This window comes from Ottowia sp. (assembly GCF_035325765.1).
Lineage (GTDB): Bacteria > Pseudomonadota > Gammaproteobacteria > Burkholderiales > Burkholderiaceae_C > Ottowia.
The window spans coordinates 145,713-168,425 of sequence record NZ_DAOKZG010000003.1; the positions used below are offsets into that span (position 1 = coordinate 145,713).

The 22,713-nt window shown below is 68.4% G+C and carries 24 protein-coding genes; 13 read left to right on the forward strand and 11 right to left on the reverse strand.

Annotated elements, in window-relative coordinates; genetic code table 11:
- Positions 1 to 214 precede the first annotated feature (214 nt).
- From PKA16_RS02385 to PKA16_RS02395, 3 genes are read right to left on the reverse strand one after another with little or no spacing between them, the layout of a single operon-like run.
- On the reverse strand, positions 215 to 811 hold the full coding sequence (locus PKA16_RS02385; RefSeq protein ID WP_324400016.1) for a DUF3106 domain-containing protein: 597 nt from the start codon (positions 809 to 811) through the stop codon (positions 215 to 217).
- An 11-nt stretch (positions 812 to 822) separates the two neighbouring features.
- On the reverse strand, positions 823 to 1,293 hold the full coding sequence (locus PKA16_RS02390) for a DUF3619 family protein (protein WP_324400018.1): 471 nt from the start codon (positions 1,291 to 1,293) through the stop codon (positions 823 to 825).
- Entirely contained in the window at positions 1,290 to 1,862 is a 573-nt protein-coding gene (locus PKA16_RS02395; RefSeq protein WP_324400019.1) for an RNA polymerase sigma factor, read from the reverse strand. Before PKA16_RS02395 ends, PKA16_RS02390 begins: the two co-directional genes overlap by 4 nt.
- Before the next feature lie 354 nt (positions 1,863 to 2,216).
- Here PKA16_RS02395 and PKA16_RS02400 point away from each other — a divergent pair, with 354 nt between their 5' ends.
- The 6 genes from PKA16_RS02400 (at position 2,217) to PKA16_RS02425 (ending at position 9,735) form a co-directional block, all read left to right on the forward strand.
- Positions 2,217 to 4,007: an acetolactate synthase 3 catalytic subunit gene (locus tag PKA16_RS02400; RefSeq protein ID WP_324400021.1), complete on the forward strand. Its 1,791-nt coding sequence runs from the start codon at positions 2,217 to 2,219 to the stop codon at positions 4,005 to 4,007.
- Positions 4,008 to 4,131: 124 nt separating this feature from the next.
- Positions 4,132 to 4,623 carry an acetolactate synthase small subunit gene (ilvN, locus tag PKA16_RS02405; RefSeq protein WP_324400023.1) on the forward strand — a complete coding sequence of 164 codons (492 nt, stop codon included), beginning with the start codon at positions 4,132 to 4,134 and terminating at the stop codon, positions 4,621 to 4,623.
- A gap of 60 nt (positions 4,624 to 4,683) precedes the next feature.
- Positions 4,684 to 5,700 carry a ketol-acid reductoisomerase gene (gene ilvC, locus PKA16_RS02410; RefSeq protein WP_324400025.1) on the forward strand — a complete coding sequence of 339 codons (1,017 nt, stop codon included), beginning with the start codon at positions 4,684 to 4,686 and terminating at the stop codon, positions 5,698 to 5,700.
- A gap of 147 nt (positions 5,701 to 5,847) precedes the next feature.
- Positions 5,848 to 6,726: a CDP-diacylglycerol--serine O-phosphatidyltransferase gene (gene pssA, locus PKA16_RS02415; protein ID WP_324400027.1), complete on the forward strand. Its 879-nt coding sequence runs from the start codon at positions 5,848 to 5,850 to the stop codon at positions 6,724 to 6,726.
- A 204-nt stretch (positions 6,727 to 6,930) separates the two neighbouring features.
- The gene (locus PKA16_RS02420; protein WP_324400029.1) at positions 6,931 to 8,469 is read left to right on the forward strand and encodes a 2-isopropylmalate synthase; all 1,539 of its coding nucleotides are present in this window, start codon (positions 6,931 to 6,933) and stop codon (positions 8,467 to 8,469) included.
- Positions 8,470 to 8,661: 192 nt separating this feature from the next.
- Positions 8,662 to 9,735, forward strand: coding sequence for a serine hydrolase (locus PKA16_RS02425; RefSeq protein ID WP_324400066.1), 1,074 nt, complete (start codon positions 8,662 to 8,664; stop codon positions 9,733 to 9,735).
- Positions 9,736 to 9,826: 91 nt separating this feature from the next.
- On the opposite strand, the gene PKA16_RS02430 is transcribed toward PKA16_RS02425, so the two are convergent.
- The 4 genes from PKA16_RS02430 to PKA16_RS02445 are packed head-to-tail and all read right to left on the reverse strand — an operon-like array spanning position 9,827 to position 12,749.
- The gene (locus tag PKA16_RS02430; RefSeq protein WP_324400031.1) at positions 9,827 to 10,603 is read right to left on the reverse strand and encodes an IclR family transcriptional regulator; all 777 of its coding nucleotides are present in this window, start codon (positions 10,601 to 10,603) and stop codon (positions 9,827 to 9,829) included.
- Positions 10,604 to 10,631: 28 nt separating this feature from the next.
- On the reverse strand, positions 10,632 to 11,420 hold the full coding sequence (locus PKA16_RS02435; protein ID WP_324400033.1) for an arginyltransferase: 789 nt from the start codon (positions 11,418 to 11,420) through the stop codon (positions 10,632 to 10,634).
- A complete protein-coding gene (gene aat, locus PKA16_RS02440) occupies positions 11,417 to 12,178 on the reverse strand; it encodes a leucyl/phenylalanyl-tRNA--protein transferase (RefSeq protein ID WP_324400035.1) in 762 nt (253 codons plus the stop codon). Before aat ends, PKA16_RS02435 begins: the two co-directional genes overlap by 4 nt.
- Before the next feature lie 7 nt (positions 12,179 to 12,185).
- Positions 12,186 to 12,749 carry an NUDIX hydrolase gene (locus PKA16_RS02445; protein WP_324400037.1) on the reverse strand — a complete coding sequence of 188 codons (564 nt, stop codon included), beginning with the start codon at positions 12,747 to 12,749 and terminating at the stop codon, positions 12,186 to 12,188.
- Between the two features lie 317 nt (positions 12,750 to 13,066).
- Here PKA16_RS02445 and PKA16_RS02450 point away from each other — a divergent pair, with 317 nt between their 5' ends.
- The 7 genes from PKA16_RS02450 to dusA all read left to right on the forward strand — a co-directional run bounded on the left by PKA16_RS02450 (position 13,067) and on the right by dusA (position 20,402).
- Entirely contained in the window at positions 13,067 to 13,726 is a 660-nt protein-coding gene (locus PKA16_RS02450) for an OmpA family protein (RefSeq protein ID WP_324400068.1), read from the forward strand.
- A gap of 47 nt (positions 13,727 to 13,773) precedes the next feature.
- Positions 13,774 to 14,409 (forward strand): maleylacetoacetate isomerase, encoded by a 636-nt coding sequence (maiA, locus tag PKA16_RS02455; protein ID WP_324400039.1) that lies wholly within the window; start codon positions 13,774 to 13,776, stop codon positions 14,407 to 14,409.
- A gap of 71 nt (positions 14,410 to 14,480) precedes the next feature.
- A complete protein-coding gene (gene pgeF, locus PKA16_RS02460) occupies positions 14,481 to 15,215 on the forward strand; it encodes a peptidoglycan editing factor PgeF (RefSeq protein ID WP_324400041.1) in 735 nt (244 codons plus the stop codon).
- Between the two features lie 147 nt (positions 15,216 to 15,362).
- The gene (phaC, locus tag PKA16_RS02465) at positions 15,363 to 17,105 is read left to right on the forward strand and encodes a class I poly(R)-hydroxyalkanoic acid synthase (protein ID WP_324400043.1); all 1,743 of its coding nucleotides are present in this window, start codon (positions 15,363 to 15,365) and stop codon (positions 17,103 to 17,105) included.
- Between the two features lie 173 nt (positions 17,106 to 17,278).
- The gene (locus tag PKA16_RS02470; protein ID WP_324400044.1) at positions 17,279 to 18,460 is read left to right on the forward strand and encodes an acetyl-CoA C-acetyltransferase; all 1,182 of its coding nucleotides are present in this window, start codon (positions 17,279 to 17,281) and stop codon (positions 18,458 to 18,460) included.
- Positions 18,461 to 18,579: 119 nt separating this feature from the next.
- Positions 18,580 to 19,317, forward strand: coding sequence for an acetoacetyl-CoA reductase (gene phbB, locus PKA16_RS02475; RefSeq protein ID WP_324400046.1), 738 nt, complete (start codon positions 18,580 to 18,582; stop codon positions 19,315 to 19,317).
- Positions 19,318 to 19,388: 71 nt separating this feature from the next.
- Positions 19,389 to 20,402 carry a tRNA dihydrouridine(20/20a) synthase DusA gene (dusA, locus tag PKA16_RS02480; protein WP_324400048.1) on the forward strand — a complete coding sequence of 338 codons (1,014 nt, stop codon included), beginning with the start codon at positions 19,389 to 19,391 and terminating at the stop codon, positions 20,400 to 20,402.
- A 24-nt stretch (positions 20,403 to 20,426) separates the two neighbouring features.
- Here the strand turns inward: dusA and PKA16_RS02485 are convergent, their stop codons facing one another.
- The 4 genes from PKA16_RS02485 to PKA16_RS02500 form a co-directional block, all read right to left on the reverse strand.
- Positions 20,427 to 20,837 carry a DUF6691 family protein gene (locus tag PKA16_RS02485; protein WP_324400050.1) on the reverse strand — a complete coding sequence of 137 codons (411 nt, stop codon included), beginning with the start codon at positions 20,835 to 20,837 and terminating at the stop codon, positions 20,427 to 20,429.
- Positions 20,834 to 21,307, reverse strand: coding sequence for a YeeE/YedE thiosulfate transporter family protein (locus tag PKA16_RS02490; RefSeq protein WP_324400052.1), 474 nt, complete (start codon positions 21,305 to 21,307; stop codon positions 20,834 to 20,836). The genes PKA16_RS02485 and PKA16_RS02490 overlap by 4 nt, the downstream gene beginning before the upstream one ends.
- A gap of 90 nt (positions 21,308 to 21,397) precedes the next feature.
- Positions 21,398 to 21,802: a phage holin family protein gene (locus PKA16_RS02495; RefSeq protein WP_324400054.1), complete on the reverse strand. Its 405-nt coding sequence runs from the start codon at positions 21,800 to 21,802 to the stop codon at positions 21,398 to 21,400.
- A gap of 130 nt (positions 21,803 to 21,932) precedes the next feature.
- Positions 21,933 to 22,713 (reverse strand): restriction endonuclease (locus PKA16_RS02500; protein WP_324400055.1); only part of this gene is annotated, 781 nt, incomplete at its 5' end.

Genomic DNA, 22,713 nt, shown 5'->3' on the forward strand with positions numbered 1-22,713 from the left:
GGTCTTCCGGGGCACGGAGTGCGTCGCCCTTGTTCAGTGGACCAGCGCCCCGCGTTCGTCACGCGCGGCGTCTGGAACCGCTCTGGTCCGATGGCCGTGGAGCAGGCCATGCCCGGGGCCGCCGTGGCCGGGATTTCCCTGGCCAGTCGCTGCGCCCCCTCGGACGGGAACGCGCGACACCGCGCTGCGCGTGAAGCCACGGCGGTGGTTTGCTTCAACGCCCGTTTTCCGCTGGCGGCGGCTTGGGCAGCAGCGTGTTGCGGTTGATCGGGCGCCGGCCGCGCACGCCCCGGTTCGCCTCGTCGGGCGGCACCGTCGGGCGCACGATCTGGCCTGGCGGCGCCGGTCGCAGCGCCGGGGCGGCACCCGCCGGCGGCTTCGGGCGCTCGCGTGCGAGTTGTTCGCGCTGTTCCGGCGTCAGGGCCTGGTACTCCTCCCAGCGCGTCCGCTTTTCCTCGCTCGGAATGCGGCGCGCCTCGCCGAAGTTCAGCCGCGCCCGCGCGCGCTGCGCGGGGCTCAGGCGCGCCCAGTCGCTCATGCGCCGCTGCAGCGTGGTGCGCTCGTCCGGCGCGAGCTGGTTGAAGTTCCGCGCCATCGCCAGCCACTTGCGCTGGTCATCGGCGCCCAGGCTGGACCACTGGTCGCGCAGCGGCCGCAAGGCCGCCCGCTGCTCGCTGGTGAGCGCGGACCAGGGCAGGCTGCCGGCGGCGGCGCTGGTCGCAGGCGCATTCCGTCCCTGTGCCAGCGCCGGCGCAGCGCCGGCCAGGGCCAGCAACAGGAGAGCGGTGGTTGCGACCGGAATGCGCGGCATGCAGGGTGTTGCTAGCGGGGCGTCGTGCTCGGGACGTCGCCCCGGGTCTTGAGGAACTGCAGGAAGCCGGGGTCGGTGTAGGCCTGCGGCGGCAGGTCGTCGGTCAGCAGGGCCTGGTCGACGCGGGCCGCCTCGCGCGCCCCGTCTTCATCCTGCAGGTTGACCACCAGCATCAGTCCGATCCCAAGCGCCGCCAGCAGCGCTGCCGTTGCCACGCGGCCGATGCGGTCGAACCGCTCGCCGCCCCGCAGCAAGGCTGCGCCGCCCGCGTCGACCACTTCGGCGGCCGCGGCTACGGCGCGCGGTGCCACGCGCGCCGGACCGCGCCGACGGCGCGCGACTGCCTGCACGCGCGCCGCGCGCAGGCGTTCCTGGACTTCGTGGGGCAGTTCGCTCGCGCCGGCGGCCAGGTGCGCCGCCAGCCGCAGGCCCAGGCGTTCCTGCAGGATCTGCTCGCGTTGCATGTCTCGATTCGTGTTCATGGCCAGATTCCCCTGGCGCGCAGCGCCCGCGCCAGCGTGTGGACGGCGCGCGAGCAGTGCGTCTTGACGCTGCCTTCCGAGCAGCCCATCACCGCGGCGGTCTCCGCGACGTCCATTTCTTCCCAGTAACGCAGCAGGAAGGCTTCGCGTTGACGGCTCGGCAGGGCCCGCAACTGCTGCTCGATCGCTTGCAGGATCTGGCTGCGCCGGGTCGCATCCTCGGCACTCTCGCCAAAGCCGGCCCCGCTGTTGCCCACCAGGGTTTCCAGCAGGTCGAAGTCCTCGCTGCCGTCGCCGCCATGGGTTTCGAACTCGCTCAGGTTCGAGAACAGGGCATGGCGCGTCTTCTGGCGGCGAAACCAGTCGAGCGTGCAGTTGGACAGGATGCGCTGGAACAGCAGCGGCAGTTCGGCCAGCGGCTTGTCGCCGTAGTGCTCCGCCAGCTTCATCATGCTGTCCTGCACGATGTCCAGCGCCGCCTCCTCGTCGCGGACGTGGTAGACGGCGCGCTTGAAGGCCCGCTTCTCGACGCCCTTCAGGAAGTCGCTGAGTTCTGATTCGGTCGCCAAGGACTTGAGGGAGGGGCAGAGGCGGCAGGCGGGCGTGGTCGGGGCAGGCGCTGCACTGGCCGCGCGCTGCTCCGTCCCGCGGCGTTGGGGCGCCCGGGATTATGGCATCGGTGCCTGCGTCGCCGCGGTGACGGGCTGCGCATCGGCAGATCCCGCGAAGTGCCATAATGCGAGGCTCAGGGCGGCAAGCGGCATGGGCCGGCCCGAGTCTCGAAGGCAAACGGATCACCGTCCGGCGGGCAATTCCGGGTCCCGCCCATGGCGCGTGGTCTCAAGTCCTGAAGCGGCCTCACGAGGGCTGGCAAGGGGCACCCAAGGTTTTTCGTCAGAGAAATTCTCGAAAGGTTGATCGACATGGAAATCTCCAAGGCAGAACTCAAGTCGGCTGCTGCTGCTTCGGCGCGCGGCGAGGCAGCGCAGTCTCCGCAGGAATTGCGCGGCGCCGAGATCGTGGTGCGCGCACTGCAGGCCGAGGGCGTCAAGCACGTCTGGGGTTACCCCGGCGGCGCTGTGCTGCACATCTACGACGCGTTCTACAAGCAGGACACCATCCAGCACGTGCTGGTGCGTCACGAACAGGCGGCGGTGCACGCGGCCGACGGCTACGCGCGCGCCACCGGTGACGTCGGCGTGGCGCTCGTCACCTCGGGCCCCGGCGTGACGAATGCCCTGACCGGCATCGCCACCGCCTACATGGACTCGATCCCGCTGGTGATCATCACCGGCCAGGTGCCGACGGCGGCGATCGGCCAGGACGCCTTCCAGGAATGCGACACCGTGGGCATCACGCGCCCGGTGGTCAAGCACAACTTCCTGGTCAAGGACGTGCGCCAGATGGCCGACGTCATGAAGAAGGCCTTCCACATCGCGCGCTCGGGTCGACCCGGGCCCGTGGTGGTGGACATCCCGAAGGACGTCTCGTTCGAGAAGACGCTCTACCACGGCTACCCCGAGCACATCGAGATGCGCTCGTACAACCCGGTCACCAAGGGGCACAGCGGCCAGATCCGCAAGGCACTGCAGTTGCTGCTGAAGGCCAGGCGGCCCTACATCTACACCGGTGGCGGCGTGGTGCTGGCGAATGCCTCGGCCGAACTGCGCACCCTGGTCGACCTGCTCAATTTCCCGGTCACGCACACGCTGATGGGCCTGGGCGCCTTTCCGGCGACCGACCGGCGCTTCGTCGGCATGCTCGGCATGCACGGCACCTGGGAAGCCAACAACGCGATGCAGAATTGCGACGTGCTGCTGGCGGTGGGCGCGCGCTTCGACGACCGGGTGATCGGCAACACGCGGCACTTCGCGCAGAACGAGCGCAAGATCATCCACATCGACATCGACCCCTCCAGCATCTCCAAGCGCGTCAAGGTCGACGTGCCGATCGTGGGCGACGTCAAGGACGTGCTGGCGGAGCTGATCGGCATGATCCGCGAGAGCGACAGCAGGCCCAGCGAGGCCGCGCTGGCCGACTGGTGGCGGACCATCGAGGGCTGGCGCGCACGCGACTGCCTCAAGTACGACCGCGCCAACCAGGACGTGATCAAGCCGCAGCACGTGATCGAGACGCTGTGGCAGCTCACGCGCGGCGTCGATACCTACATCACCTCCGACGTCGGCCAGCACCAGATGTGGGCGGCCCAGTACTACCACTTCGACGAGCCGCGCCGCTGGATCAACTCCGGCGGCCTGGGCACCATGGGCGTGGGCATTCCCTACGCCATGGGCATCAAGCTGGCCCGACCCGACAGCGAGGTGTACTGCGTCACGGGCGAGGGCTCGGTGCAGATGTGCATCCAGGAACTCTCCACCTGCCTGCAGTACAACACGCCGATCAAGATCGTCTCGCTCAACAACCGCTATCTCGGCATGGTGCGCCAGTGGCAGGAACTGCAGTACGCGGGCCGCTACAGCCACAGCTACATGGACGCGCTGCCCAATTTCGTCAAGCTGGCGGAGGCCTTCGGCCATGTCGGCATGCTGATCGAGCGACCGCAGGACGTGGAGCCGGCCCTGCGCGAGGCGCGACGCCTGAAGGATCGCACCGTGTTCATGGATTTCCGCACCGACCCGACGGAAAACGTGTTCCCGATGGTGCAGCCCGGCAAGGGCATCAACGAAATGCTGCTGGGAGCGGAAGACCTGTAGCAAGCCGGGACATGGCGCCCCCGGGGCGCCGCGACCTGTTCATCGACAGCCAGAGGAATCTATTGCCCGCCAAGCCGGCGCATTACCGTGCGCGGGGGAGGGCGGCGAAAAGAGGAATCGAATCATGAAACACATCATTGCTGTACTGATTGAAAACGAGGCGGGCGCACTGTCGCGCGTGGTGGGTCTGTTCTCGGCCCGTGGCTACAACATCGAGTCGCTCAGCGTCGCGCCCACCGAGGACGCCAGCCTGTCGCGCATGACGATCCAGACGCATGGCTCGGAAGACGTGATCGAGCAGATCACCAAGCACCTGAACCGCCTGATCGAGGTCGTCAAGGTGGTGGACCTGACGGAAGGCGCCTACATCGAGCGCGAGCACATGATGGTCAAGGTGCGCGCCGTCGGCAAGGAACGCGAGGAAATCAAGCGCACCACCGACATCTTCCGCGGCCGCATCATCGACGTCACCGACAAGAGCTACACCGTCGAACTGACCGGTGACCTGGCGAAGAACGACGCCTTCCTGAACGCCATCGACCGCAGCGCCATCCTCGAGACCGTGCGCACCGGTGCCAGCGGCATCGGCCGCGGCGAGCGCCTGTTGCGCATCTGATTTCCGGGGTGGCGCCGCCGCCCCGTCCGAACAACGCTTCAATCACCAAAGGAGAAACCCGTGAAAGTCTTCTATGACAAGGACTGCGACCTGTCGCTGATCAAGGGCAAGACCGTGGCCATCATCGGCTATGGATCGCAGGGCCACGCACACGCCCTGAACCTGAGCGACAGCGGGGTCAAGGTCGTGGTCGGCCTGCGCAAGGGCGGCGCCAGCTGGTCCAAGGTCGAGAAAGCCGGTCTCAAGGTGGCCGAAGTCGCCGACGCCGTCAAGCAGGCCGACGTCGTGATGATCCTGCTGCCGGACGAGCACATCGCCCGTGTCTATCGCGAGCAGGTCGAGCCCAACATCCGGCAGGGCGCCTCGCTCGCCTTCGCGCACGGCTTCAACGTGCACTACGGCCAGGTCGTGCCGCGCGAGGACCTCGATGTCTGGATGGTCGCGCCCAAGGCGCCCGGCCACACCGTGCGCAGCACCTACACCCAGGGTGGCGGCGTGCCGCAGCTGATCGCGGTGCACCAGGACAAGAGCGGCAAGGCGCGCGACCTGGCCCTGTCGTATTCCATGGCCAACGGGGGCGGCCGCGCCGGCATCATCGAGACCAGCTTCCGCGAGGAGACCGAGACCGACCTGTTCGGCGAGCAGGCGGTGCTGTGCGGCGGCACGGTGGAACTGATCAAGGCCGGCTTCGACACCCTGGTGGAGGCCGGCTACGCGCCCGAGATGGCCTACTTCGAGTGCCTGCACGAGCTCAAGCTGATTGTCGACCTGATCTACGAGGGCGGCATCGCCAACATGAACTACTCGATCAGCAACAACGCCGAGTACGGCGAGTACGAGACCGGCCCGAAGATCGTCACCGACGAGACCCGCGCGGCCATGCGGCGCGCGCTCAAGGACATCCAGACCGGCGTCTACGCCAAGAGCTTCATCGCCGAGAACCTGGCGGGCGCGCCGACGCTGCAAAGCCGCCGGCGCCTGAACGCCGAGAGCCAGATCGAAGTCGTGGGCGAGAAGCTGCGCGCCATGATGCCCTGGATCAAGGCCAACAAGCTGGTCGACAAGTCGAAGAACTGATCCGCCGGCCGCTGGCACGCGAGGGCCACGCAGTGCGTGGCCCTTTGCTTCACGCCGGGCCGCTACACTGGTTGCCCAGTCCGTGGCCGATGCCGGCGCGATGAGCGCGCCACGCGGCCCCGTCGATCCCCCCGCGCCTGCCGAGTGATGCCCGACACCCCAGACCCCCTGCGACCGCTGGACGAGCCCGGGCCGCCGCCGCGGCGCCGCAAGGGCATCTACGCGCTGCCCAACATGATCACGCTGGCGGCGCTGTTCGGCGGCTTCTACGCCATCGTGATGGCCATGAACGGACAGTTCGGCCAGGCCACCACCGGCATCTTCGCCGCCATGGTGCTGGACAGCCTGGACGGCCGCGTGGCGCGCATGACGCACACCCAAAGCGCGTTCGGCGAGCAGATGGACTCGCTTGCCGACATGGTCAGCTTCGGCGCGGCGCCGGCCCTGGTGGCCTACGTCTGGGCGCTGCAGCCGCTCGGCAAGGCCGGCTGGTTCGCCGCCTTCATCTACTGCGCCTGCGCGGCGCTGCGCCTGGCGCGCTTCAACGTCAACGTCGGCGTGGTCGACAAGCGCTATTTCCAGGGCCTGCCCTCGCCCGCGGCCGCGGCCCTGGTGGCGGGCTTCATCTGGCTCACCAGCGCCATGATCGAGGCGCACCGGGAGGTGCCGCTGTTCCACGCCCTGGTCTCGCTGCTCGGCGGCGCGCGCGTGGCACGGGGCGACTTCTCCTGGGTGATGTTCGCGATCACGCTGTTTGCCGGCCTCAGCATGGTGACCAACACGCCCTACTACAGCTTCAAGGACCTGCGTGGGCGGCGCAGCGTGCCGTTCGCGGTGCTGGTGGTTGCCGCGCTGGCGATCGCGCTGGTCAGCATCGAACCGGCGACCCTGCTGTTCCTGGTGTTCGTGGGCTACGCGCTGTCGGGCTATGTGATCTATGCCTGGCGCAAGGCCAAGGGACAGCATGCCAGCATCGTCAGCACCTCCACCGACGAGCCCGACGAACGCGGCCTGCACGGCGACTGATGGCGCCGCCCCGCGTGTGCTATATTTTCAGGCCATGAAGCAATTGCTGGCGCTACGACTACTGGCCATCTCGAACGGGCCGGTACGCTAGCGCGCGCAATTCTTTCCAGCAAAGGCCCGTTTGCACCCGCAGCGGGCCTTTTTGCTTCCGGCCCGCCGCCGCGCTCACGAGGCCGAACCCAGTCCATCCGGAGAACCCCTGCCATGACCGACAAGCTCATCATCTTCGACACCACCTTGCGCGACGGCGAGCAGTCGCCCGGCGCCAGCATGACGCGCGACGAGAAGCTGCGCATCGCGCGCCAGCTCGAACGCCTGCGCGTGGACGTGATCGAGGCCGGCTTTGCCGCCAGCAGCAACGGCGACTTCGAGTGCGTCAAGGCGATTGCCCAGGTGATCAAGGACTCCACCGTGTGCTCGCTCTCGCGCGCCAACGACCGCGACATCGCGCGCGCCGCCGAGGCGCTCAAGGGCGCGGCGCGTGGGCGCATCCACACCTTCATCGCCACCAGCCCGCTGCACATGGAGAAGAAGCTGCGCATGACGCCGGACGAGGTGTTCGAGCAGGCACGGCTGTCGGTGCGCTTCGCGCGCAACCTGATGGACGACATCGAGTTCAGTGCCGAGGACGGCTACCGCAGCGACCTCGACTTCCTGGCACGCATCTGCGAAGCCGTGATCCAGGAAGGCGCGACCACCATCAACATCCCCGACACCGTCGGCTACGCGGTGCCCGAGCTGTACGGCAACTTCATCAAGACGCTGCGCGAGAAGGTGCCCAACAGCGACAAGGCGATCTGGAGCGTGCACTGCCACAACGACCTCGGCATGGCGGTGGCCAACTCGCTCGCGGGCGTGAAGATCGGCGGCGCGCGCCAGGTCGAGTGCACCATCAATGGCCTGGGCGAGCGGGCCGGCAACTGCTCGCTGGAAGAGGTCGTGATGGCCGTGAAGACCCGGCGCGACTACTTCGGCCTGGAAGTGGGCATCGACACCAGCCAGATCGTGCCCGCCAGCAAGCTGGTGAGCTCGACCACCGGCTTCGTGGTGCAGCCGAACAAGGCGGTGGTGGGCGCGAATGCCTTCGCGCACGCCAGCGGCATCCACCAGGACGGCGTGCTCAAGGCGCGCGACACCTACGAGATCATGCGCGCCGAGGACGTCGGCTGGAGCGCCAACAAGATCGTGCTGGGCAAGCTCTCGGGCCGCAATGCCTTCAAGCAGCGCCTGCAGGAACTGGGCGTCGAGCTGGAGTCCGAGGGCGAGATCATGGCCGCGTTCGCACGCTTCAAGGAGCTGGCCGACCGCAAGAGCGAAATCTTCGACGAGGACATCCTGGCGCTGGTGAGCGACGAGAGCGTCTCGCCGCAGAAGGAGCATTACGGCTTCATCTCGCTGGCCCAGCACAGCGAGACGGGGGAAATGCCGCATGCCGAGATCGTGTTCACCATGGCCGGCAAGGAGGTGCGGGCTGCTGCCGAGGGCAATGGCCCGGTCGATGCCTCGCTCAAGGCGATCGAGTCGCAGGTCAAGAGCGGGGCCGAGATGGTGCTGTATTCGGTGAACGCGATCAGCGGCTCGACGGAAAGCCAGGGCGAGGTGACGGTACGCCTGCAAAACAGTGGCCGCGTGGTCAACGGCGTGGGGGCGGACCCGGACATCATCGTTGCGTCAGCGAAGGCCTATCTGAGCGCGCTCAACAAGTTGCACAGCAAATCGGATCGGGTCGCGGCACAAGGCTGAATTGTTCCTGATTTTTCATCCAGTACTTCAACAAGAAGACGCAAGCAATTGTTATTGCGTCTTTTTTTCTGAGTCTGTACACTCCGCCCCGAACGGATTTCGAGTTGGGATGGCGTGATGCAGGGGTCGGCGAGCAAACACAGGCAATTGGGCAGGACGTGGCGCCGATTCACGCTGCTGGTCGCGGTGGCGATGCTGGGTCTGCTGGGCGCGCAGGCGGCCCCGGCAGCCCAGGCGCGCAAGGCCGCCAGGCCCGTGGTCGCGGCGAAGGCGCAGCCGGCGCGCGCCGTCAGGGCGCCAGCCAGGAATCGGGCTCGCACCGGCACGGCACGCGCAAGCAGCCAGGCTGGCGCGGCCAAGGGCAAGCCGTCGCGCGTGGCGGCGCGCAAGACGCAGCGCAGCGCGCAGCGCCCGGCCACCGAGGCCCGTCGCACGCCCGCTGCGCGGGCTTCGTTCGGGCAGCTCGCGGGCCTGCATGAAACCAGTGATCCGCTCGACCTGAAGTCCAGCGTGGCGCTGGTGGTCGACCAGGACACGCACGAGGTGCTGTTGAGCAAGAACCAGCATGCCGTACTGCCGATCGCTTCGCTGACCAAGCTCATGACGGGCCTGCTGGTGTCCGATTCGGGACTGCCGCTCGACGAGGTGATCACCATCACGGAAGCCGACGTGGATACCGAGAAGGGCAGTCGTTCGCGTCTGCGGGTGGGCACGCAGCTCACGCGCGGCGAGTTGCTGCACCTGGCCCTGATGTCGAGCGAAAACCGTGCCGCCCACGCCCTGGGACGCACCTATCCGGGTGGGCTGGCGCGCTTCGTGGCGCTGATGAATGCACGCGCGCTGATGCTGGGCATGATGGACACGCGGTATGTTGAACCGACCGGACTGTCCAGCGCCAACCAGTCGAGCGCCCAGGACCTGGCCCTGCTGGTCGCGGCTGCGTCGCGCGACCCGCTGCTGCGCCAGCTGAGCACCTCGCCCGGCTCGGAGATCGCGGTCGGCTCGCGCGTGCTGCAGTATGGCAACACCAATGGCCTGGTGCACGACCCGGACTGGGACATCGGCGTGCAGAAGACGGGTTATATCTCCGAAGCCGGCCGTTGCCTGGTGATGCAGGCACGCATTGCCGGGCGCAAGCTGGTCATGGTGTTCCTCGATTCCACCGGCAAGTACAGCCGGATCGCGGACGCCGAGCGCGTGCGGCGCTGGGTCGAATCGCTGGGCCATGCGGGCGGCGCGATGGCTGCGCACGCGAACGCCGGGTAGGGGCGCCCTCCATGCGGCGCGGTGTTGTCCGCGCGGGCCTGGCGCGCGCCGCGCCGGACGGGGAACTGGCGGGGCGGGGGCCGGTTGTCGCCTATTTGCCGTGTCCGAGCGCTGCTGAAATCTCGCGCACGGTCTGCTGCAGCTTGCTCACCCAGGCATCGTCCAGGCGCCCAGCAGGGGCGGAGATGGACAGGCCGGCCACCAGTTCGCCCTGGTCGTCGTGGATGCCGGCGGCCATGCAGCGCACGCCGGTTTCGAGCTCCTCGTTGTCGTAGGCAATGCCCATGTGACGCGCGCGCACCAGTTCGCGCTCCAGGGCCGGCAGTTCGGTGATGCTGTTGCGCGTGTGTCCGGCCAGGCCGGTGCGCGTCGCATAGGCGCGCACGCGCTGCAGGTCCTCGGTGGCCAGGAACAGCTTGCCCACCGAGGTCAGGTGCAGGGGAGCATGGCCGCCGATGGCGCGCACCACCTGCATGCCCGAGCGCTCGCTGAATACACGCTCGATATAGACGATCTCATCGCCCTGGCGCACGCTCAGGTTGACCGGCTGCTGGGTGAGGCGGTGCAATTCGCGCATCGGCGCCAGTGCCGCGTCGCGTACCGACAGGCGGCCCTTGACCAGGTTGCCCAGCTCCAGCAGGCGCATGCCCAGGCGGTAGTTGCCGGGCGTCGGACGATCGACGAAGCGCCCGCACGCCAGGTCGTTCAGGATGCGGTGCGTGGTGGACGGGTGCAGCCCGGCGCGCTCGCTGATGTCCTTGAGCGACATCGCCTCCTCGCGCGAGGCCAGCACGTCGATCAGGGTGAACATGCGCTCGATCACCTGGATCGTGGGCGTCAGATGGGTTTCGGGCTTGGGTCGGGGCATGGCCGGGTCATCGGTGCGGGCTGCTGCGTCAGCCCCGGGCGCGTCGCGCCGTGATCTGGATCGGGGCGCGCGGGACCGGCGCCTCGTCGCTGCGCCACTGGCCGCCCAGCAGCCGGTCGAGCGGGCGGAAGCGCGCCTTGTAGGCCATTTTCGGGCTGTGCTCGATCCAGTACCCGAGGTAGACATAGGGGAGGCCGAGATGCCGTGCCTGCTCGATCTGCCAGAGGACGCCCCAGGTGCCGTAGCTGGCGTGCGGGTCCGGGTCGTAGAAGGTGTAGACGGCCGACAGGCCATCGCCCAGCACGTCGACCACCGATACCATGCGCAGCGCGCCGGGCTGGGCGGCGTCCGCGGGCTCGCGAAACTCGACCAGCCGCGAATCGACGTGGCTTTGCAGCAGGAACTGCGTGTACTGGTCGATGCTGTCGTGGTCCATGCCGCCGCCCGTGTGGCGCCGCGCCTGGTAGCGCAGGTAGAGCTGATAGTGCTCGGGCACGTAGCCCAGGCGCAGCACGCGCGCCTGCAATCCGCCATGGCGCGCGCGCGCGCGCCGCTGGCTGCGGTCGGGCTGGAACTCGCGCACGCGCACGCGCACCGGCACGCAGGCCTGGCAGCCGTCGCAGTGCGGTCGGTAGGTGAACATGCCGCTGCGCCGGAAGCCCAGTCGCACCAGTTCGCCGTAGCGCTCGTTGCTGATCAGGTGACTGGGCGTCGCCACTTGCGAACGCGCCATGCGCCCGGGCAGGTAGCTGCACGGGTAGGGCGCCGTGGCGTAGAACTGCAGTGTCTCGAGCGGAAGATCCTTGAGGTGCGTCACCGCGGGCTTGACTGGGTGGAAAGCAGGTGAGCCCAGTATACGGGCTCGAAGCGCCAGGGTGGGGCGGGTTGGTCGACCAGCCGGCCCAGGGCCTGGAGGAACTGCTCGCGTGGCATTTCCGCCGCGCCGAGCGAGGCCAGGTGCCCGGTGTTCTGCTGGCAGTCGATCAGGGGCAGGCCGTGCTCCCGGCACCAGGCGACGAGCGCTGCCAGGGCGATCTTGGAGCCGTTGGCCGCGCGCGTGAACATCGATTCGCCAAACACGGCGCGCCCGATGGCGACACAGTACAGGCCGCCGGCAAGTTCGCCATCGATCCAGGTTTCCACGCTGTGGGCGTGGCCGGCCCGGTGCAGGTCCAGGTAGGCGGCGCGCATGTCGGGTCCGATCCAGGTGCCCGACTGACCGCGGCGTGGTGCCTGGGCGCAGGCCGTGATGACACGCGCGAACGCGCTGTCGAAGCGGATCTCGCAGGCCGGATTGGCGGCGAAGTGCTGCACCGCGCGACGCAGCGAGCGGTGCAGCCGGAAGTTCTGCACGGTCAGCACCATGCGCGGATCGGGGCTCCACCAGAGGATCGGCTCGCCGGCGCTGTACCAGGGGAACAGGCTGCTGGCGTAGGCCGCGCGCAGCGTGGCGACGTCGAGCGCGCCGCCGGCCGCGACCAGGCCGGGCGCGGGCGAGCCCGCAGGCCAGGCCTGGCGGGGCGAGGGGAAGGGGTCGCCAGGTGCCAACAGGGCGAGCGGCGGCGTTTCGCTCATGGCGCGCTCACAGCTTGGGTGACCAGGGCACGCTGGCCTCGTGCACGCCGAAGTGGCCGCGACGCCGGTCCGCGAAGAAATACTCGAGGGTCCAGCGTACCGTGAGAAAGGCGATCTCGTCCCAGGGCATGTCGGCCTCGGCGAACAGGCGTGCCTCCAGCGACTCCTGGCCGGGGGCGAACCGATCGTCCAGCAGCGCGGCGAGGTAGAAGAAATGCACCTGGCCGACACGCGGGATGCTGATCGCGCTGAAGAAGGCGCCCATCTCGATGTGGGCGCCGGCCTCTTCGTCGGTCTCGCGTGCCGCGCCCTCGGCCATGGTTTCGCCCAGTTCCATGAAGCCGGCCGGCAGGGTCCACTTGCCCAGGCGTGGCTCGATGGCGCGCTTGCACAGCAGCACGCGGTCGCCCAGGTAGGGCACCGTGCCGACCACCATCAGCGGGTTGACGTAGTGGATCTTGCCGCAGGCCGGACACACTGCGCGTTCGCGCGTGTCGCCATCGTCGGGGATGCGGTGGACGACCGGCGTGCCGCAGACCTGGCAGTATCGGATCGGGTCGGAGGACTTCACACAGTCAGTTTAGGGCAAGGCCTGGCAGCGCACGGCCGGCCGGCGTGGCCAGCCCGCGCGATGGCGCCGGCCAGCGCGACGGTGCATTCGGCTTCGACGCGGCCGCCCCGGCGCCTTTCGCGCCATTCGTTGCGGATACGGCACGTCGCCGTGAATTACCACGACTTCGCTCACAAGGCGTTGCAGTTGAATCGAAGCGATTGGCAGCGCCTGGCTTGGCTGCTGGTTTAATCAGGACGTTGGCAGCACGCCGGGCGCGTGCCGCCAAGCGTTTCTGGAGAACCCATCGAGGAAAGGATGTCGACATGATCCATCGAATGCAGATTCCGGCGCGTGGCCTGGCCCTGACGGCCACTGCGGTGCTGTTCGCCATCACGGGCTGCGCCAACATGACCGAGACCCAGCGCGGTACCGCCATCGGTGCCGGCGTCGGCGCCGTGGCCGGGGCCATGATCGGGAATGGCAAGGGTGCCGCCGTGGGGGCGGGCGTGGGCGCGCTGGGTGGCTACGCCTGGTCCAAGTACATGGAGAACAAGCGCCAGCAGATGCAGCAGGCCACGGCCGGCACGGGGGTGCAGGTGTCGCAGACTGCGGACAATCAGCTCAAGCTGCACATCCCGAACGACATTTCCTTCGATACGGGGCGCGCCGACCTCCAGCCGCGCCTGCGGCCGATTCTCGACCAGTTCGCGCAGGGCCTGGGCGAGCAGCCGGGCATGGAGGTATTCATCGTCGGCCATGCGGATTCCACCGGCAGCGACGCCATCAACAACCCGCTGTCGCTGGCGCGCGCCAACAGCGTGCGCGACTACCTCGCGGCGCGGGGCGTCGATTCGCGCATCATTCGCACCGAGGGCCGCGGCTCGCACGAGCCCATCGCCAGCAACGATACGGCGGCCGGCCGCGCGCAAAACCGGCGGGTGGAGATCTTCCTGGCGGAGCGTGCCGACGTCGCGGGCAGCCAGCCGGTGCGCTGAGGCCCATGGCCGGATGACGTCGCGCCGAGGCGCTATAGTCATCCGCCATGCGGCTGCACAATTACTTTCGCTCGTCGGCTTCATTTCGGGTGCGCATCGCGCTGCACCTGAAGGGCCTGCCCTACGACTACGTGCCGGTGCACCTGGTCAAGGGTGAGCAGAAGAGCGCGGCCTTCGGCGCGCTCACGGCCGAACATCTGGTGCCGGTGCTCGAACTCGACGATGGCCGGCGCCTGACGCAGTCGATGGCCATCATCGAATATCTGGACGAGACGCACCCGCAGCCGGGCCTGTTGCCGGCCGATGCCGGTGGCCGCGCGCGCGTGCGGGCGCTGGCACAGGTGATTGCCTGCGAGGTGCATCCGCTGAACAACCTGCGCGTGCTCAAGTACCTGGTGCACCAGCTCCAGGCCGACGAGGCCGCCAAGATGGCCTGGTACCGGCACTGGGTGCGTCTCGGGCTGGAAGCCTACGAGGCACACCTGGCCGAACAACCCGGGCGCTTCAGCCACGGTGATGCGCCGACCCTGGCCGACTGCTGCCTGGTGCCACAGATCTTCAACGCCCAGCGTTTCGACTGCGATCTTGCCGGCCTGACGCGCATCATGGGCGTGTTCGACGCCTGCATGGCGCTGGAGGCGTTCCAGCAGGCCCAGCCGTCGGCCTGCCCCGACGCGGCGTAGTGGGGTCCGCCTGGCTGGTGCCGGACTGGCCCGCGCCCGACGGGGTGCGTGCGGTGTTCACGCTGCGCGGCATGAATGCCCGCGACGGTGCCTCGCGAGGCCCGTGGCGCTTCTTCAACCTGGGCGACCATGTGGGCGACGACGCGGCCGCGGTGGCGACCAATCGCGTCCGGCTGCGCGACGCCCTGGGCGCGCGCCCCGTGTTTCTGCGCCAGGTGCATGGCACCGGGGTGGCGACGCTGGCGGGCGACACGCCAGACGGCATCAGCGCCGACGCCGTGCTGACCAGCGAGCGCGCGCTCGCCTGCACCATCATGGTGGCCGACTGCCTGCCGGTGCTGCTGAGCGACGCGCGGGGCCAGCGGGTGGCGGCGATTCATGCGGGCTGGCGCGGCCTGGCCGCGGGCGTGCTTGAACAGACGCTGGCGCGCTTGCGGGCTTCGTCGGCATCCGGGCCGGCGCCTGGCGCGGGCGCGTCGTCCGGCCCGGACGTCCTGGCCTGGCTCGGACCCTGCATCGGCCCGGAGGCGTTCGAGGTGGGCCCGGAGGTGCACGCGGCCTTCGTCGATGGCGATCCGATGGCGGCTGCCTGCTTCATTGCGGCCCGGCCAGGCAAGTATCTGGCCGACCTTCAGGCGCTGGCGCGCCAGCGCCTGCAGCGCCTGGGCGTGTCACGCGTGTACGGCAACGACGGCGGCTCCGCCTGGTGCACGGTGGGCAACGCGTCGCGCTACTTCTCCCACCGGCGCGACCAGCGCACGCTGGGCGCCACCGGCCGCATGGCGGCCTGCATCTGGCGCCATTGATAAGAAAGTGCAATACATGTCATCATCTGTCCACGCGCCATGGCGCACGCGCCAGGGGCAGCATGTCCATGGGCGATACTGGAGCTTGTGCCGACAGGGCCGATCCAGCGCAGCGCAGTACCGAAACGAACGACCAGGAGACATCGGATGACCCCCGATCAAGCGATTTCCATGTGGCAGCAGTGGGCGAGCAGCATGACCCAGATGCCGAACCAGGCACCGCAGGCCGGATTCATGACGGGTTGGACCAAGGCGCTCGAGCAGTTGCAGTCGTTCAATGGTGCGGGAGCGGGCGCCGGCACGCCCCGTGCCCCGAAGATCACCTTCCCCCCCGAGCGGCTGGCTGAATTGCAGCAGGACTATGTGCGCCAGGCGACCGAGTTGTGGAACCAGTCGCTGCAATCGAGCCTCACCTTCAAGGACAAGCGCTTCGCCGGCGAAGCCTGGGAGCGCAATCCGCTGGCGGCCTTCTCGGCCGCCGTCTATTTGCTGAACACGCGTACCCTGATGTCGCTCGCCGAAGCCGCCGAGGCCGATCCGAAGACCAAGGCACGCCTGGTGTTCGCGGTCGAGCAGTGGGCCGCCGCCGCGGCGCCGAGCAACTTCCTGGCCTTCAACCCCGAGGCGCTCAAGGAGGCGGTGGCGAGCAAGGGCGAGAGCCTGGCGCGCGGCGTGCAGAACATGCTCGCCGACCTGCGCCAGGGGCATGTCTCGATGACCGACGAGAGCGTGTTTGAACTGGGCAAGAACGTCGCCTCGACCGAAGGCGCCGTGGTGTTCGAGAACGAGCTGTTCCAGCTCATCGAATACAAGCCGCTCACGGCCAAGGTGTACGAGCGACCCGTGCTGCTGGTGCCACCGTGCATCAACAAGTTCTACATCATGGACCTGCAGCCTTCCAACTCGCTGATCCGCTATGCGGTGAGCGAGGGCCACCGCACCTTCGTCGTCAGCTGGCGCAATCCCGACCAGTCGCTGGCCCAGGCGACCTGGGACGACTACATCGAGAATGCGGCGATCAAGGCCATCCAGACCGTGCGGGACATCACCGGTGCCAGGCAGATCAATGCGCTCGGCTTCTGCGTCGGCGGCACCATCCTCACCACCGCCCTGGCCGTGCTGGCGGCACGCGGCGAGAAGCCCGTGGCGGCGTTCACCCTGCTGACCACCCTGATCGACTTCAGCGACACCGGCGTGCTGGACGTGTTCGTCGACGAGGCCATGGTGCGCCACCGCGAGAAGCAGATGGGCAAGGGTGGCCTGATGAAGGGCCAGGACATGGCCAGCACCTTCAGCTTCTTGCGGCCCAACGACCTGGTGTGGAACTACGTGGTCGGCAACTACCTGAAGGGCCAGACGCCACCGCCGTTCGACCTGCTCTACTGGAACAGCGATTCGACCAACCTGCCCGGGCCCTTCTACACTTGGTACTTGCGCCACACCTACCTGCAGAACGACCTGATCAAGCCGAACAAGGTGACGGTGTGCGGCGAGAAGATCGACCTGCGCAAGATCGACATCCCGGTCTACCTGTACGGCTCGCGCGAGGATCACATCGTGCCGATCGGCGGCGCCTATGCCTCGACCCAGGTGTTCCCCGGCGCGAAGCGCTTCGTCATGGGATCGTCCGGCCACATTGCCGGCGTCATCAACCCGCCGGCCGCGAAGAAGCGCAGCCACTGGCTGCGCGAGGACGGCGAATTTCCGCCGAACGTGAACGACTGGGTGGCTGGCGCCACCGAACATCCGGGCAGCTGGTGGGACGACTGGTCGGCCTGGCTGGCCAGCCATGCGGGCAAGCAGGTGGCCGCGCCCAGGTCCTACGGCAAGGCACCGAAATACAAGGTGATCGAGCCCGCCCCGGGGCGTTATGTCAAGGCCAAGGCCTGAGATGACACACGCCCCGTGTCGTCGCGCCCCACGTGCTCGCCGCGCGGGCCGGGAACCGATTCATGCGCCGCGCGAGCGGCGCATGCGGGATGGAGACTGATTCGATCGTCAGAAGCGGCTTCCAGCGCTTGTTCGGCAAGCGCGGGCAGCCTTAATTTCAGGAGAAAGCAGCAATGGAAGAAATCGTCATCGTTTCGGCGGCCCGTACCGCCGTGGGCCGGTTCGGCGGCAGCCTGGCCAAGGTGCCGGCGCCTGAACTGGGCAGCATCGCGATCAAGGCGGCACTGGAGCGCGCCAAGGTCGGGCTGGACCAGGTGGGCGAGGTCATCATGGGCCAGGTGCTGGCGGCCGGCAGCGGCCAGAACCCGGCGCGCCAGGCGCTGCTCAAGGCCGGAATCACCAAGGAAACGCCGGCCATGACCATCAACGCCGTCTGCGGCTCGGGCCTGAAGGCCGTGATGCTGGCGGCGCAGGCGGTGGCCACCGGCGACAGCGAAATCGTGGTGGCCGGCGGCCAGGAGAACATGAGCGCCAGCCCGCACGTGCTGCTGGGCAGCCGCGACGGCCAGCGCATGGGCGACTGGAAGATGATCGACTCGATGATCGTCGACGGCCTGTGGGACGTCTACAACCAGTACCACATGGGCATCACGGCCGAGAACGTGGCCAAGCAGGAAGGCATCACGCGCCAGATGCAGGACGAACTGGCGCTGGCCAGCCAGCACAAGGCCGCCGCGGCGCAGGACGCCGGCAAGTTCAGGGACGAGATCACGCCGGTCAGCATCCCGCAACGCAAGGGCGACCCCGTCGTGTTCGATACCGACGAGCACCTGAACAAGAAAACCACGGCCGAGGTCCTGGCCGGCCTGCGCCCGGCGTTCGACAAGGCGGGCAGCGTGACGGCGGGCAATGCCAGCGGCATCAACGACGGCGCCGCCGCCGTGGTGGTGATGACGGCGAAGAAGGCGGCGGTCCTGGGCCTCAAGCCGCTGGCGCGCATCGTCAGCTACGGCATGAGCGGCCTGGACCCGGCCACCATGGGCCTCGGTCCGGTGTCGGCGACCCAGAAGGCGCTGGGGCGCGCGGGCTGGCAGGTTGGCGACGTCGACCTGTTCGAGCTGAACGAGGCCTTCGCGGCCCAGGCCTGCGCCGTCAACAAGCTGCTGGGTGTCGACCCAAAGAAGGTCAACGTCAACGGCGGTGCCATCGCGCTCGGTCACCCGATCGGTGCCAGCGGTTGCCGCATCCTGGTCACGCTGCTGCACGAGATGCAGCGCTCCGGCGCGAAGAAGGGCCTGGCCAGCCTGTGCATCGGCGGCGGCATGGGCGCGGCGCTGGCGGTGGAGCGCGCCTGATGGTGGCGGGCGATCCGGCCGCAGGATCGTCCAGGCACCACTTTTTGGGTTAGATTGGCGTCGTCGCGCCGTGCGTGCCGACAGCCACCGATTTTCATAGGTCCTCTAGGAGACAGCACATGAGTCAGAAAGTAGCGTACGTCACCGGCGGCATGGGCGGCATCGGCACCGCCATCTGCCAGCGCCTGCACAAGGAGGGCTTCAAGGTCATTGCCGGTTGCGGCCCGACGCGCGATTTCCAGAAATGGCTGGACGAGCAGAAGGCGCAGGGCTACACCTTCCACGCCAGCGTCGGCAACGTGAGCGACTGGCAGTCGACCGCCGATGCCTTCGCCAAGGCCAAGGCCGAGCACGGACCGATCGACGTGCTGGTGAACAACGCCGGCATCACGCGCGACCGCATGTTCCTGAAGATGTCGCGCGAGGACTGGGACGCGGTGATCGACACCAACCTCAACAGCATGTTCAACGTCACCAAGCAGGTGGTGCCCGACATGGTCGAGCGCGGCTTTGGCCGCATCATCCAGATCAGCTCGGTGAACGGCCAGAAGGGCCAGGCCGGCCAGACCAACTACTCGGCGGCCAAGGCGGGCATGCACGGTTTCTCGATGGCGCTGGCGCAGGAACTGGCCAACAAGGGCGTCACCGTCAACACCGTCAGCCCCGGCTACATCGGCACCGACATGGTCAAGGCGATCCGCCCCGACGTGCTCGAGAAGATCGTCGCCACCATCCCGGTCAAGCGCCTGGGCACGCCCGAGGAGATCGGCTCCATCGTCGCCTGGCTGGCCAGCGACGACGCCGGCTTCACCACGGGTGCCAACTTTGCCTGCAACGGCGGCCTGCACATGGAATGACGGCGCGCCGTGCCTGAGCACCGAACCCCGCTGCGGCGGGGTTTTTCGTGGGGGAACGGGATAATCGCACCATGCCCGTTGTCTGCGCTGCCACTGCTCCGAACCCCTGGCGCCTGTCCGTGGCGCCCATGCTCGACTGGACCGACAAGCACTGCCGCTACCTGCACCGCCTGCTGACGAAGCGCACGCGTCTCTACACCGAGATGGTGACCACCGGCGCGCTGCTGCACGGGGCCGAGCGGCGGCACCTGCGCTTCGACCCGGTGGAGCATCCGCTGGCGCTGCAACTGGGCGGCAGCGAGCCGGCCGAGCTGGCGCAGTGCGCGCGCATTGGCGCGCGCTGGGGCTACGACGAGATCAACCTCAACTGCGGCTGCCCGAGCGAGCGCGTGCAACGCGGCGCCTTCGGCGCCTGCCTGATGGCCGAACCGGCGCTGGTGGCCGACTGCGTCAAGGCCATGGTCGACGTCGTCGATGTGCCCATCACCGTCAAGCACCGCATCGGCGTCGACCGCGTGGAGAGCTACGACTTCGTGCGGGACTTCGTCGGCACGGTCGCCGAGGCCGGCTGCCGCGTCTTCATCGTGCATGCGCGCAACGCCTGGCTCAAGGGCCTGAGTCCGAAGGAAAACCGCGAAATCCCGCCGCTGCGCCACGAGCAGGTCCATCGGCTCAAGCAGGACTTCCCCGATCTCACCATCGTGCTCAATGGCGGCGTCACCAGCGACGCACAGATTGCCGCGCACCTGCAGCATGTCGACGGCGTGATGCTGGGTCGCGAGGCCTACCACCATCCCTGGATCATGAGCCGCTGGGATGCCGACTTCCTGGGAGGACAGCCTTGCGCACTGACGCCGGACGAGGTCGAGTTCGAGATGGTCGATTACATGGCGCGCGAACTGGCCGAGGACGGCACGCCCTGGTCGGCCATCGCGCGCCACATGCTGGGCCTGCACCATGGCCGGCGCGGCGCGCGCCTGTGGCGCCAGGTCTGGAGCGACCATCGGCTCAAGCCCCTGCCCGCAAGCGAGGTCGCGGCGCTGGCGGGCGCCCATCTGGCCCGTGAGCTGGCGAGCGCCGCCTGAGCGCCCGCAACCCTCCGCGCGGCATCAGCGATCGGCCATCCAGCCCTGCGCCAGCGCGCCCAGCGCGAGGCCGGCGATCGCCCACAGCAGCGTGAGGTTGCCTGCGCCCAGTCCCGCGATCGCCGGGCCGGGGCACACGCCCGTGAGGCCCCAGCCAATGCCGAACAGGGCCGCGCCGACCAGCGTGTCCCGGTTCCAGTCGCTCGGGTGCACGCCGAAGGCGCCTCCCAGCAATGGCTGCTTCAGCAGGCGTGGCAGCAGCTTGTAGGCGAGCAGCGTGACCACCACGCCGCCGCCCATGACCAGGGCCAGGCCCAGGTCCTGCAGTTGCAGGAAGCTCAGCACCACCTCGGGGCGGATCATGGTGGACAGCGCCAGCCCGAAGCCGAACAGCGCGCCTGCGGCCAGCGTGGCCAGTCCCTTCGCCGTATTCATACCAGCCACCTCGTCACCAGGTTGGCGGTCAGGAAGGCCGTGGCCATGAAGGTCAGCACGGCCAGCGCCGAAGGCCACTGCAGCGATCCCAGGCCGCAGATGCCGTGCCCCGAGGTGCAGCCATGACCCAGACGCGCGCCGTAGCCGGCGATGAAGCCGCCGACGAGCAGCAGCCACCATGGCACGCCGGTGGTCTCGGGCACGCCGCCGCCGCGCCACAGCCACCAGGCAAAGGCTCCCAGGATCAGCCCGAGCGCGTACTCGAGCCGCCAGCCGCGCGTGTTCACCAGTCGTGGCTGCTGGAAGAACGGGCGCCGCAGCACGAACGACCAGGTGCTGGAAAACACCGAGCTCATGCCGCCCACGCGCCCCGTGAGCAGGAACAGCAGCGCGACGCCGCCGCCCACGCACAGGCCGCCGAACAGGTAATGCTGCCAGCCCAGCGGAAAGGGAGTCTGAAGGATCGTCATGGGCGGAATCGTAGCAACGCCGCGCCGCCACTGCACACGTCAGGGTGGTGCCGGCAGGCGAGGCGGACGCCGCCGCCGTGGGTGCACTGCTTACAACCAGGTCTGCCCCGGCCCCGGACTGGTCTCGATGGTGAACTCCGGCGTGCCGCCCAGCACCAGTCCCAGCACCAGGCTCAGCAGCGACATGAAGATGCTGGCCCAGAACGCGGTCCAGAAGCCGTCCAGGTGAAAGCCGTTCACCAGCCGTGCCACCAGCATCAGCACCAGGGCGTTGATCACCAGCAGGAACAGGCCGAAGGTGAGCAGGGTGAGCGGCAGCGTCAGGAATACCAGCAACGGCCGCACGATCGCATTGGCCAGGCCCAGCAGCAGGGCCGCCACCGCCAGCGCGCCCGTGCCGTCGAAGCGCAGGCCCTTGAACACGTGCGAAGCCACCCACAGGCCGAAGGCCGTGATGGCCCAGTGCAGGAGGAAGGGGGTGAGGTTGGCGAGCATGGGCGCCGATGGTAACCCCGTCTGATGGAGTGTCGGCTGTTGCAGGTTTGCCGGTCGATCTGGATGGGTGGCTGAGCGGAATCAGGTCAAACGCCGGGCCAGTATCTTCTGCGACTGGTGTCGGGACAGGTCAGCGTGGCATCGCCGCCATGTCCGTCGCGGCGCCGCTCATCGGCAGGGTGTATGTGCAGCGCGGGTAGTTGGTGCAGCCCCAGAAGCGAGAGCCGGTACGGCGCTTCTTGCGTTCCACCAGCTTCACGCTGCAGCTCGGACAGGTGGGGCGCCAGTATTCTCCTTCGAAGGCCACCGCGAGCAGCGCGGCCTGCTGTTCGGGCGTGCGCTGGCCGATCAGCCGCAGAAGCCCCGCGCCATCCTGCGCGTTGATGCCGTTGGCCCGAGCAAAGGCCAGCGCGTCGGCCGTGAAGGTGGAGCTGGTCGCATAGGTGCCGCGCTCAACCTTGTGCGCCGCCATGGCGCCCAGGAATTCGCGCACCGCGCCCACCGGCACCGGCTTGCCCTGCCAGTGCTTGCACTGCACCACCGCCACCGGCCCGCTGGCGTTGCGCGAGTGCAGCCAGATGTCCACGCCGCCATCCGGCCCGTGTGACTGGGCGCGCGTTTCGAACCCGGCCTGGGCAAACAGCGCTTCACATACGGCTTCGAAGCGGCGCCATTCGATGGCCTGGAAGACGTCCGCGCTCCATTGCGTCAGGCGTTGATGGGGTGGTTCGCTGGCAGCAACATCGGGCGAACGCGTGACCCCTGCCCCGGATCCAGCGCCGATCTCGCCTTCGCCGTCGAGGATCCGGCGGACGGCCTGCTGGTCGTAGGCTGGTGCCGCGCGAGGCGCGCCTTGTGTGGGCGTGGAGCGCCGGGCGGGTTTCGCAGACGCACTGGTGGCACCGCGCTTG

Excerpts from the sequence above, each read along its gene's own strand:
- PKA16_RS02385 (WP_324400016.1), bottom strand. The coding sequence starts at position 811 with ATGCCGCGCATTCCGGTCGCAACCACCGCTCTCCTGTTGCTGGCCCTG.
- PKA16_RS02390 (WP_324400018.1), bottom strand. The coding sequence starts at position 1,293 with ATGAACACGAATCGAGACATGCAACGCGAGCAGATCCTGCAGGAACGC.
- PKA16_RS02400 (WP_324400021.1), top strand. The coding sequence starts at position 2,217 with ATGGAAATCTCCAAGGCAGAACTCAAGTCGGCTGCTGCTGCTTCGGCG.
- ilvN (WP_324400023.1), top strand. The coding sequence starts at position 4,132 with ATGAAACACATCATTGCTGTACTGATTGAAAACGAGGCGGGCGCACTG.
- pssA (WP_324400027.1), top strand. The coding sequence starts at position 5,848 with ATGCCCGACACCCCAGACCCCCTGCGACCGCTGGACGAGCCCGGGCCG.
- PKA16_RS02420 (WP_324400029.1), top strand. The coding sequence starts at position 6,931 with ATGACCGACAAGCTCATCATCTTCGACACCACCTTGCGCGACGGCGAG.
- PKA16_RS02425 (WP_324400066.1), top strand. The coding sequence starts at position 8,662 with ATGCTGGGTCTGCTGGGCGCGCAGGCGGCCCCGGCAGCCCAGGCGCGC.
- PKA16_RS02430 (WP_324400031.1), bottom strand. The coding sequence starts at position 10,603 with ATGCCCCGACCCAAGCCCGAAACCCATCTGACGCCCACGATCCAGGTG.
- aat (WP_324400035.1), bottom strand. The coding sequence starts at position 12,178 with ATGAGCGAAACGCCGCCGCTCGCCCTGTTGGCACCTGGCGACCCCTTC.
- PKA16_RS02450 (WP_324400068.1), top strand. The coding sequence starts at position 13,067 with ATGCAGATTCCGGCGCGTGGCCTGGCCCTGACGGCCACTGCGGTGCTG.
- maiA (WP_324400039.1), top strand. The coding sequence starts at position 13,774 with ATGCGGCTGCACAATTACTTTCGCTCGTCGGCTTCATTTCGGGTGCGC.
- pgeF (WP_324400041.1), top strand. The coding sequence starts at position 14,481 with ATGAATGCCCGCGACGGTGCCTCGCGAGGCCCGTGGCGCTTCTTCAAC.
- phaC (WP_324400043.1), top strand. The coding sequence starts at position 15,363 with ATGACCCCCGATCAAGCGATTTCCATGTGGCAGCAGTGGGCGAGCAGC.
- PKA16_RS02470 (WP_324400044.1), top strand. The coding sequence starts at position 17,279 with ATGGAAGAAATCGTCATCGTTTCGGCGGCCCGTACCGCCGTGGGCCGG.
- phbB (WP_324400046.1), top strand. The coding sequence starts at position 18,580 with ATGAGTCAGAAAGTAGCGTACGTCACCGGCGGCATGGGCGGCATCGGC.
- dusA (WP_324400048.1), top strand. The coding sequence starts at position 19,389 with ATGCCCGTTGTCTGCGCTGCCACTGCTCCGAACCCCTGGCGCCTGTCC.
- PKA16_RS02485 (WP_324400050.1), bottom strand. The coding sequence starts at position 20,837 with ATGAATACGGCGAAGGGACTGGCCACGCTGGCCGCAGGCGCGCTGTTC.
- PKA16_RS02490 (WP_324400052.1), bottom strand. The coding sequence starts at position 21,307 with ATGACGATCCTTCAGACTCCCTTTCCGCTGGGCTGGCAGCATTACCTG.
- PKA16_RS02495 (WP_324400054.1), bottom strand. The coding sequence starts at position 21,802 with ATGCTCGCCAACCTCACCCCCTTCCTCCTGCACTGGGCCATCACGGCC.